10 protein-coding genes are annotated in these 9,172 nt (G+C 76.1%); 9 read left to right on the forward strand and 1 reads right to left on the reverse strand.

Annotated elements, in window-relative coordinates; translation table 11 throughout:
* The 5 genes from ABD994_RS30570 to ABD994_RS30590 form a co-directional block, all read left to right on the forward strand.
* Positions 1-611 (forward strand): NYN domain-containing protein (locus tag ABD994_RS30570; RefSeq protein WP_345425267.1); only part of this gene is annotated, 611 nt, incomplete at its 5' end.
* A gap of 79 nt (positions 612-690) precedes the next feature.
* A complete protein-coding gene (locus ABD994_RS30575) occupies positions 691-981 on the forward strand; it encodes a hypothetical protein (protein WP_345425270.1) in 291 nt (96 codons plus the stop codon).
* A gap of 373 nt (positions 982-1,354) precedes the next feature.
* Complete coding sequence (locus tag ABD994_RS30580) at positions 1,355-2,377, forward strand: C40 family peptidase (RefSeq protein ID WP_345425273.1); 1,023 nt, start codon at positions 1,355-1,357, stop codon at positions 2,375-2,377.
* 53 nt (positions 2,378-2,430) lie between these two features.
* Complete coding sequence (locus ABD994_RS30585) at positions 2,431-3,315, forward strand: alpha/beta fold hydrolase (RefSeq protein ID WP_345425276.1); 885 nt, start codon at positions 2,431-2,433, stop codon at positions 3,313-3,315.
* Positions 3,316-3,368: 53 nt separating this feature from the next.
* The gene (locus tag ABD994_RS30590) at positions 3,369-4,514 is read left to right on the forward strand and encodes a glycosyltransferase family 4 protein (RefSeq protein ID WP_345425279.1); all 1,146 of its coding nucleotides are present in this window, start codon (positions 3,369-3,371) and stop codon (positions 4,512-4,514) included.
* Between the two features lie 72 nt (positions 4,515-4,586).
* Here the strand turns inward: ABD994_RS30590 and ABD994_RS30595 are convergent, their stop codons facing one another.
* Positions 4,587-6,380, reverse strand: coding sequence for an AMP-dependent synthetase/ligase (locus ABD994_RS30595; protein WP_345425282.1), 1,794 nt, complete (start codon positions 6,378-6,380; stop codon positions 4,587-4,589).
* A 122-nt stretch (positions 6,381-6,502) separates the two neighbouring features.
* On the opposite strand from ABD994_RS30595, the gene ABD994_RS30600 reads away from it, so the two are divergent.
* The 4 genes from ABD994_RS30600 to ABD994_RS30615 all read left to right on the forward strand — a co-directional run.
* A complete protein-coding gene (locus ABD994_RS30600) occupies positions 6,503-6,928 on the forward strand; it encodes a polyketide cyclase / dehydrase and lipid transport (protein ID WP_345425287.1) in 426 nt (141 codons plus the stop codon).
* Between the two features lie 85 nt (positions 6,929-7,013).
* Positions 7,014-7,442 carry an SRPBCC family protein gene (locus tag ABD994_RS30605; protein ID WP_345425292.1) on the forward strand — a complete coding sequence of 143 codons (429 nt, stop codon included), beginning with the start codon at positions 7,014-7,016 and terminating at the stop codon, positions 7,440-7,442.
* Complete coding sequence (locus tag ABD994_RS30610) at positions 7,443-8,672, forward strand: ArsA family ATPase (RefSeq protein WP_345425295.1); 1,230 nt, start codon at positions 7,443-7,445, stop codon at positions 8,670-8,672.
* Positions 8,669-9,172, forward strand: a 504-nt coding sequence (locus ABD994_RS30615; RefSeq protein ID WP_345425299.1) for a hypothetical protein, incomplete at its 3' end; no start/stop codon positions are given. The genes ABD994_RS30610 and ABD994_RS30615, both read left to right, overlap by 4 nt.

Consider the following 9,172-nt stretch of genomic DNA (forward strand, 5'->3'; position numbering starts at 1 on the left):
ACGAGCTCGCCGGCGCCCGCCGGGCGTCGCTGGAGGCCCGCCGCGCCGACGACGCGCGGCTCGGCCTGCTCGTCGACACCGTCGCGGGCGCCGCGGAGGGCCTGCGCCACGAGCTCGGCCTGCGGGGCACCGACGCCGGCGCCCGGCCCGCCGAGCTCGTCGGCGCCGGCTCGGGAGCCACGCCGAAGGCCCGCGTCACCGACCCCGCCGCGCTCGACCGGCTGCTCGCGCTGCCCGAGGTGCACCTCGTCGTGGACGGCTACAACGTCACCAAGACGGGCTGGCCGGAGCTGTCGCTGGCCGCGCAGCGCGAGCGGCTGGTCGCGGCCGTGGCGCCGCTGGCGGCGCGGACCGGGGCGGAGACGACGCTGGTCTTCGACGGCGCCGGCATCACCAACGTGCCGACGCACTCCGTACGCGGGGTGCGCGTGCTGTTCAGCGAGCCGGGTGTGCTGGCCGACGACCTCATCCGCTCGCTGGTCGGGGCGGAGCCCGAGGGCCGGCCGCTGGTGGTCGTGACGTCCGACCGCGCGGTGGTCGACTCGGTGCGCCGCGGCGGCGCCCACCCGGTCCCGTCGAGCGTGTTCCTGAGCCGCCTGTCGCGCATCTGAGCCGGCGTTGTCGGGGGTCGCTCCTAGCGTGCGCCCCACGACCCCGGAACCGCCGGGGCTCCCCGCCAGGAGGCCCACCGTGCTCATCGACTGCGACACCTGCGCCGTCCGCGACGTCGCCTGCCACGACTGCGTCGTCGGCGTGCTGCTCGGCACGCCTGACGTCCCGGCGCGGACGCCGGCGACGCCCAGCGACGCGGCGCCGGGCGGCCCGTTGCCGCTCGAGTTCGGGCCTGTCGAGCAGCGGGCGCTCGAGGTCCTGGCCGACCACGGGCTCATCCCGCGCCTGCGTCTCGTGCCGCCCGCGCCGCCGCCCGCGGCCGCCGAGCGGCCCCGCGCCACGGCCCGCCGCGCGCGGGACGTCGGGTGAGTCCCCGCAGGTCAGGAGGCCGTGCGGCGTCGGCCGGACGGTCGCCCGCCGTCCGGGGCCGACCCGTGAAGGACGCGACCTACGGTCCGGTAATCTCTGCTCGCCCACGGCGCGCCGCATGCGCCGCCGGGGGTTCCGGATCGAGGCCGTCGGGGGCCGACGCGTCCGGTCCGCCGACCGCCCCGCGGCGTCGGCGGGCCCGGGGGCGCGGCCGTGCCGGGCATCGCAGAGAGGACCCGACGACACCGTGGTGTCCCCCCGTCCCGCGGCGCGCGGGGCCGACCACCCCCCTGTGGTCCGGCCGCTCGGCGCCGGTGCGCGACCCCGTCCGGCCGCGCGACGGGCCGCGCGGCACGTGTCCGGATTCGGGGCCGTGTTCGTGCCCACGCTCGTGGCCGTGCTGGTCGGGCTGTTCCTCGCGGCCGGGCCCGCCGCCGCGCCCGCCGCGGCCGACCCCATCGTCCCGCCCGGCGCCGACGACGCCGTCACGGCGCTCGCGCAGGCCAACGCCCGAGCGGCCGACGCCACGGAGGCGTCGCTGGACGCGCAGGACCAGCTCGGGGTCCGCCGGGGCGAGGCCGACCGGACACGCCGTGACGCCGAGGCCGCGCACCAGGCCGCCGACGCCGCCCGCGCCGACCGCGACCGCGCGTTCGTCGACGTCGACCAGGTGTCACGCGCCGCGTTCCAGGGCGGCCAGCTCGACCCGCTGTCCGCGCTGCTGGGTGCCGAGTCCCCGCAGTCCTACCTCGACCGCACCACCCTGCTCGACCAGGTCTCGACGGAGAACCAGCGGTTCGTCCAGCGCTTCCTCGACGCCACCGCGGTCGCGGAGACCGCCGAGCGCGACGCCGCCGCCCGCGACCTCGATGCGCAGCGCTCGGCGTCGGACGCGCAGCGCACCGCCGACGAGGCCGCCGCGCGGAAGGCCGACGCCGACCGGGAGGTCGCGGCGGCCGAGGACGCGCTGGCCGAGGCCTCGCCCGCCACGCGCGCCGCCCTCCGGCGCGGGGGCACCACGGCGTGGCCGACGAACATCCCGGGCACCGGCGTCGCGATGGACGCGCTGCGCACGGCGCTCACCCAGCAGGGCAAGCCCTACGTCTGGGGCGCCACCGGGCCGAGCACCTACGACTGCTCGGGGCTCGTCCAGTGGGCCTACCGCCAGGTCGGGGTCGGCCTGCCGCGGGTGTCGCGCCAGCAGGCGCTGATCGGCGTCCCGGTCGAGCCGAAGGACGCCCGACCCGGCGACCTGCTGTTCTTCAACAGCCCGGTCACGCACGTCGGCATCTACGTCGGCGGCGGCAAGTTCCTCGAGGCCCCGCAGTCCGGCGACGTCGTGAAGGTGTCCGACGTCCGCAGCAACCTCTCCGGCGTGCGGCGCATCGTCCTCTGAGGGTGTGCCCGCGTCGTTGACACGGGCGTGGTGCCGGTCACAGGGTCGGCACCATGAGCACCCAGACGATCACCGTGCCCCACCTCGGCTCCTCGACCATCGGGTACGCCCTGGCCGACGAGTACGACCCGGCACGGCCGACCGTCGTCCTGCTCAACTCCTTCACGACCTCGGTGGAGCTCTACCGGGCGCAGTTCGCCGACGAGGAGCTGACGCGGACCGCCAACCTCCTCGCCATCGAGCCCTACGGGCACGGCGCCACGCGCGGCGGGTACGCCGACTTCACCTACTGGGACAGCGCCGTGGCGGCGCTGCAGGTGCTCGACGGCCTCGGCATCGACCGGGCGTTCGTGCTGGGGACCTCGCAGGGCGGCTGGATCGCGGTCCGGATGGCGCTGCTGGCCCCGGACGTCGTCCGCGGGGTGATCCCGCTCGGCACGTCGATGGACGCCGAGAGCCCGCGCAGCCGCGAGCTCGGGTGCTGGGACGGCATCGCGTTCCTCAGCCCGGCCATCGACGCGCTGGCCGAGCCGGTCGCCGACGACTGGGTCATCCCGCTCGAGCTCGTCGACGCCGTCCTCCCGGAAGGCTTCGGGCCGGACGTCGACCCGGAGACGCGGGCGTTCTGGCACGGCGTCCACCAGCAGAACTACGTCGGCGACGCGGGGCGCCGGCGGCTGCGCACCAGTTCGATCAACCTGCGCGACCGCGACGGCCTGCTCGGGCGCCTCGACGCCGTGCGCTGCCCGGTGCTCTGGCTGCACGGCACGGACGACCGCGTCTACTCCGTCGCCAACGCCAAGGACGGGATCGGGCGGTTCACGAACGCCCCGCGGGCGGAGCTGCGGGTCGTCGAGGGCGGCCAGCACTTCCTCAGCGCCACGCACCCGGGGGTCGTGAACGCGGCGGTCGCGGAGTTCGTCCGCGGGACCGCGTAGCGGCGCCCGGCCCGTGGCGGGTCGTCGCGGACGCCCGTGCGAGGCTCCGGCCCGTGGCGCGCACGCTGCTGGTCACCAACGACTTCCCGCCCCGACCGGGTGGCATCCAGTCCTACCTGCACGCGCTCGCCGCCCGCCTGCCGCCCGGCGAGCTCGTGGTCCTCGCGTCCACCTGGAACCGCACCGACGAGGGGCTCGCGGCCTGCCGGCGCTTCGACGCGGCCCAGCCGTTCGAGGTGCACCGGCTCCCGACGACCATGATGCTGCCCACGCCGGGCGCGACGCGGCGGGCGGCGGAGCTCGTCCGCGGCCGGGACGTCGAGACCGTCTGGTTCGGGGCGGCCGCGCCGCTCGGGCTGATGGCGCCGGCCCTGCGGCGGGCCGGGGTGCGGCGCGTGCTCGCGAGCACCCACGGCCACGAGGTCGGCTGGTCGATGCTGCCGGGGAGCCGCCGGCTGCTGCACCGCATCGGAGGCGACTGCGACGTCGTCACCACCGTCAGCCGCTACACCCGCGGTCGCATCGCCGCGGCGCTCGGGCCCGACGCGGCCCTCGAACCGCTGCCCTCGGGCATCGACACCGACCGCTTCCGCCCCGACCCGGGCGCGCGGGCGGACATCCGCCGGCGCTACGGGCTGGGGGAGCGGCCGGTCGTCGGCTGCGTGTCCCGGCTGGTGCGCCGCAAGGGCCAGGACGTGCTCATCGCCGCGCTGCCCCGGCTGCGGGAGGTCATCCCGGGCGCGGCGCTGCTCATCGCCGGTGACGGCCCGGACCGCGACCGCCTCCGGCGCCTCGCGCGCAGCCACGGGGTCGCCGACCACGTCGTGTTCACCGGCCCCATGGCGCCCGACGAGGTCGCCGCGCACCACGCCGCCGTCGACGTGTCGGCCCTGCCGTGCCGGACGCTCGGCGGCGGGCTCGACGTCGAGGGCCTGGGCATCGTGCTGCTCGAGGCCCAGGCCAGCGGCGTCCCCGTCGTCGCCGGGCGCTCGGGCGGTGCGCCCGAGACCGTGCGTCCCGGCGAGACCGGGCGGCTCGTCGACGGCCGCGACCGCCACGACGTCGCCGACACCCTGGCCGACCTGCTGATCGACCCGGACGCCGCGCGGGCCATGGGCGACGCCGGCCGCGCCTGGATGCGCGCCGACTGGACCTGGGAGGCCCGCGCCGCCCGCCTGCGCACACTCGCCGCCGGCTAGATCAACGGGGACTTCGCGCGCGTAGAAGCAGCGAACCGCACGTTCGCTGCGTCCAGGGGCGACCGCGACCAATCAGCTCTGGTAAACGGCCTCGATCTCGTCGGCGCGCTTCTCGGCGATGACGTTGCGCTTGAGCTTCATCGTCGGGGTGAGCTCGCCGCTCTCCTCGGTGAAGTCGCTCGGCAGGATGCGCCACTGCCGGATCGCCTCGGCACGCGAGACGGCCTTGTTCGCCTCGTCGATGGCCGCGGAGATCTCGGCCTGGACGTCGGGGTCGTCGGCGAGGTCGGCCGGGTCGCTGGAGCTCTTGCCGTGCTCGGAGCTCCAGCCGGGCAGGGCCTCGGCGTCGAGGGTGACCAGGGCGCCGATGTAGGGCCGATCGTCGCCGACGACGAGGGCCTGGCTGACGAGGCGGTGGGCGCGGACGCGGTCCTCGAGCACCGCAGGGGCGACGTTCTTGCCGCCGGCGGTGACGATGAGCTCCTTCTTGCGCCCGGTGATCGACAGGTAGCCGTCGTCGTCGAGGCTACCGAGGTCGCCGGTGTGGAACCAGCCGTCGACGATCGTCTCCGTCGTCGCCTGCTCGTTGTTCCAGTAGCCCCGGAACACGACGTCGCCCTTGGCCAGGATCTCCCCGTCGTCGCCGATCGCGACCGTGACGCCCGGGATCGGCTTGCCGACGGTGCCGATCCGGATCGCGCGGTTCGGGTTCGCGGTGATCGCCGCGCTGGTCTCGGTGAGGCCGTAGCCCTCGTGGATCGGCACGCCGATGCCGCGGAAGAAGTGGCCGATGCGGGCGCCGAGCGCGGACCCGCCCGAGACCGCGCCGGTGCACTTCCCGCCCAGCGCGGCGCGCAGCTTGGTGTAGACGAGCTTGTCGAACAGCGCGTGCTGCAGGCGCAGGGCGATCCCGGGGCCGCCCTTGTCGAGCGACTCGCTGTAGGAGACGGCCGTGGCCTCGGCCATGTCGAAGATGCGGCCCTTGCCGTCGTTGTGGGCCTTGACCTTGGCGCCGTTGTAGACCTTCTCGAACACCCGCGGCACCGAGAGCAGGAAGTCCGGCCGGAAGCGGGGCAGCTCGGTGGTCAGCTTCTTGGTGTCCGCGAAGTGCCCGATCGTGTAGCGGTACTCCATCGCGGCGCACTGGATGACGCGGGCGAAGATGTGCGCCAGCGGCAGGAACAGCAGCGTCGAGTTGCCCGGCTGCATGAGGTCGCTGAACGTGTCGGCCACCGCACGGACCTCGAACAGCAGGTTGCGGTGGGTGATCTCGCAGCCCTTGGGGCGGCCCGTGGTGCCCGACGTGTAGATCAACGTCGCGAGGTCGTCGGCGTGCACCGCCGTGCGGCGCTGCTCGAGCGTCGCGTCGTCGACGTCGCGGCCCGCGTCGCGCAGGCTGCTCACCGCGCCGTCGGCGCCGTCGATCTGCCACACGTGCTCGAGGTGGGGGAGCTTCTCGCGCAGGCCCTCGACGATCTCGCGGTGCTCGTCGGACTCCACGATGACGCCCCGGGCGCCGGAGTCCGACAGGCACCACTCCACCTGGTCGGCCGACGACGTCTCGTAGATCGGCAGCGTCACCGCGCCGGCGGCCCAGAGGGCGTAGTCGAGCAGCGTCCACTCGTAGCGGGTGTGCGAGATCAGCCCGACCCGGTCGCCGGGCTGCAGGCCGGCGGCGACGAAGCCCTTGGCGGCGGTGGCGACCTCGTCGCGGAACGTCGCGAAGGTGACGTCCTGCCACTCGTCGTTCTGCAGGCGGCGGTAGGCCACCTCCCCGCCGTGCGCCTCCGCGTTGCCCCACGGCGCGGCGGTGAGGTTGTCGTCGTCGGCCACCTTGGCGGTCGCCGGCTCCGTGTACTGCTGCATCTGCGTCACTCCTGCCCCGCGCCTGTGCGTCGGCAGTGACCATAGTCCCGGCTCGTACCTCCTGGTAGCCGGACATTTCGCCCAACGCGCACGGCCCCGAGGGCCCCTGCCACGCTGGGTGCGTGGCGACCGTCGACGTGGTGGACGAGACCTTCCTCGCCGTGCCCCCAGAGCGCCTGGCCGCCGAGTTCGCGGACCCGGAGGGCTGGCGCGACCTGTGGCCCGACCTCGCGCTGCGGGTGTTCGCCGACCGGGGACCGCAGGGCGTGCGCTGGAGCGTCGTGGGGGACGCGTGGCGGGGGAGCATGGAGGTCTGGCTCGAGGCCGTCGGCGACGGCACCGTCCTGCACTACTTCCTGCGCGTCGACCCGGTGGGGGAGGCCCTCCCGCGCCGCGCCGCGACCCGGGAGGCCGTGCGGCGCCAGCGGGCGGCCAAGGCGGTCGCGTTCGGGCTCAAGGACCGTCTCGAGGCCGGGCGGCCACCGGGCGTGCCGCCCGCGGCCTGGACGGCGGGACGGCCGGGTGAGCGCCCGATCACGTCCGCGTGATCCGGTGAGGGGGCCGTCACGGGAGCCCCGGACGGGCCCACGGGGCGTGCCGCGGGCCGGGGGCGCGGCGGTAGCCTTCCGCGCCATGGCCGACGAGTCGACGCAGTCCATCACGATCGCGGCCCCGGCTTCCGATGTGCTCGGGGTCATCGCCGACTTCCCCGCGTATCCGGAGTGGGCGGACTCGATCACCGCGGCCCAGGTGCTGACGCACGACGACGAGGGACGGCCCGAGCAGGTCCGGTTCAACCTGGACGCCGGCCCGATCAAGGACAACTACGTCCTGGCCTACGACTGGCAGGACGACGGCGTCACCTGGGACCTCGTGTCCGGGCAGGTCCAGCGCTCGCAGCGCGGCCGCTACCGGCTCGCCGAGGCCGGCGACGGCACCGAGGTCACCTACACCCTCTCGGTGGATCTCGCCGTGCCGCTGCCCGGCCTGCTCAAGCGACGGGCCGAGAAGCGCATCATGGACCAGGCGCTGACCGGGCTGAAGCGTCGCGTGGAGGGCTGAGTGCGGGTCCTGCTGTTCACCGGCAAGGGCGGGGTCGGGAAGACCACCACGGCGGCAGCGACGGCGGTCGCCCTGGCGCGGGGCGGGCGCAAGGTGCTCGTCCTGTCCGCGGACCCGGCGCACTCCCTGGGCGACGCGCTCGACGCGCGGCTCGACGGCACGCCGCGGGAGGTCGCGCCGGAGACGTTCCCGGGCCTGTTCGCCGCGCACATCGACACCCGCGCGCTGGTCGACGACGCCTGGGAGCCGCTGCGCACCCAGCTGCGGACGCTCCTGGCGGGGGCCGGGGTCGACGAGATGGTCGCCGACGAGCTGACGGTCCTGCCCGGTGTCGAGGAGCTGCTCGCGCTCGAGGACGTGCGTCGCGCCACCGCCGACGGCCCCTGGGAGGTCGTGGTGGTCGACTGCGGCCCGACCGCCGAGACGCTGCGGCTGCTCGCCCTGCCCGAGGCGCTGGGCTCCTACCTCGAGCGGCTGTTCCCCACCCACCGCCGCGCCGTGCGGGGCGTGCTCGCGGGCCTGGCGGGCAGCAGCGCCACCGTCGCGCGGTGGGACGCCGCCGCGGCCTCGCTCTCCCGGCTCGCCGAGCAGCTCGCCGGCCTGCGCGACCTGCTCGCCGACCACCGCACGACGACGATCCGCCTGGTCCTCACCCCGGAGCGGGTCGTCGCCGCCGAGACCCGCCGCACCCTGACCGCGCTGGCGCTGCACGGGCTGCACGTCGACGGGATGGTCGCCAACCGCCTGGTGCCCGACGCCGGGGGTCGCGGCGAGGCCGCCGCCTGGGTCCGCACCCGGCGCGCCGAGCAGGAGGCCGTGCTGGCCGACCTCACCGGTGCGGGCGGCGACGTGCCGGTGCGCCGGGTGGCCCACCACGCCGGCGAGCCCGTCGGCGTCGACGCCCTCGCGGGCCTGGCCGAGACCCTCTACGGCGACGACGACCCCCTGGACGGCCCGGTCGGGCGGGCGCTCGTCGCGGTCCGCCGCACCGCGGGCACGGGCACCGCGCCCGACAGCGAGTTCGTGCTCGACCTGCACGTCGCGGGCATCGGCGACGCCGAGGTCGACCTGGCGCGCATCGGCGACGAGCTCGCCGTGACCGTCGACGGGCGCCGCCGCGCGGTCGCCCTGCCCCCGGTGCTGCGCCGTTGCGAGGTCACCGGCGCGGACCTCGCCGACGACCTGCTCTCGGTGGTCTTCCGCCCCGACCCCACGGTGTGGATGCGGTGACCACGCCGGGGAGCGATGCCGGTCGGGCGGCCCAGGAGCGGCTCACCGCGGAGGCCCGCGCGACGGCGTCCGCCCTGCTCGACTGGCTGGGGACGCGGGTCGAGGCCCCGCCGGCCGCACCGACCGGGGGCGCGACCAGCCCGCCCACCGGGTCGCGCCGGCTCGGGATGCGTCCCCCGCAGAGCGCCGGGCCCTGCTCGTGGTGCCCGATCTGCGCGCTCGTCGCTGCCCTGCGCGGCGAGCAGCCGGAGCTGACGGCCCGCCTCGCCGAGCAGGCGTCGGGGCTGATGATGCTGCTGCGGCTCATGGTGCAGAGCCACCAGGACCCGGGACACGGCCACCACCACGCGCCGCCACCCGAGGCCGCCGCGGGCGCGCCGCCCGCCGGCTGGCCGACCGAGGGGGGCGCGTGGGACGGGTGGGGCGCGGCACCCGGACCCGGGCCGGCCGCCGATCGCGAGCGCGACACCCCCGGGCCGGAGCCCCGGCCGGCCCCGGAG

The organism is Actinomycetospora chlora, assembly GCF_039542135.1.
Lineage (GTDB): Bacteria > Actinomycetota > Actinomycetes > Mycobacteriales > Pseudonocardiaceae > Actinomycetospora > Actinomycetospora chlora.

What these genes read in the sequence shown, in the direction of transcription:
- ABD994_RS30585 (WP_345425276.1), top strand. Translation starts at nt 2,431, where the DNA reads ATGAGCACCCAGACGATCACCGTGCCCCACCTCGGCTCCTCGACCATC.
- ABD994_RS30595 (WP_345425282.1), bottom strand. Translation starts at nt 6,380, where the DNA reads ATGCAGCAGTACACGGAGCCGGCGACCGCCAAGGTGGCCGACGACGAC.
- ABD994_RS30605 (WP_345425292.1), top strand. Translation starts at nt 7,014, where the DNA reads ATGGCCGACGAGTCGACGCAGTCCATCACGATCGCGGCCCCGGCTTCC.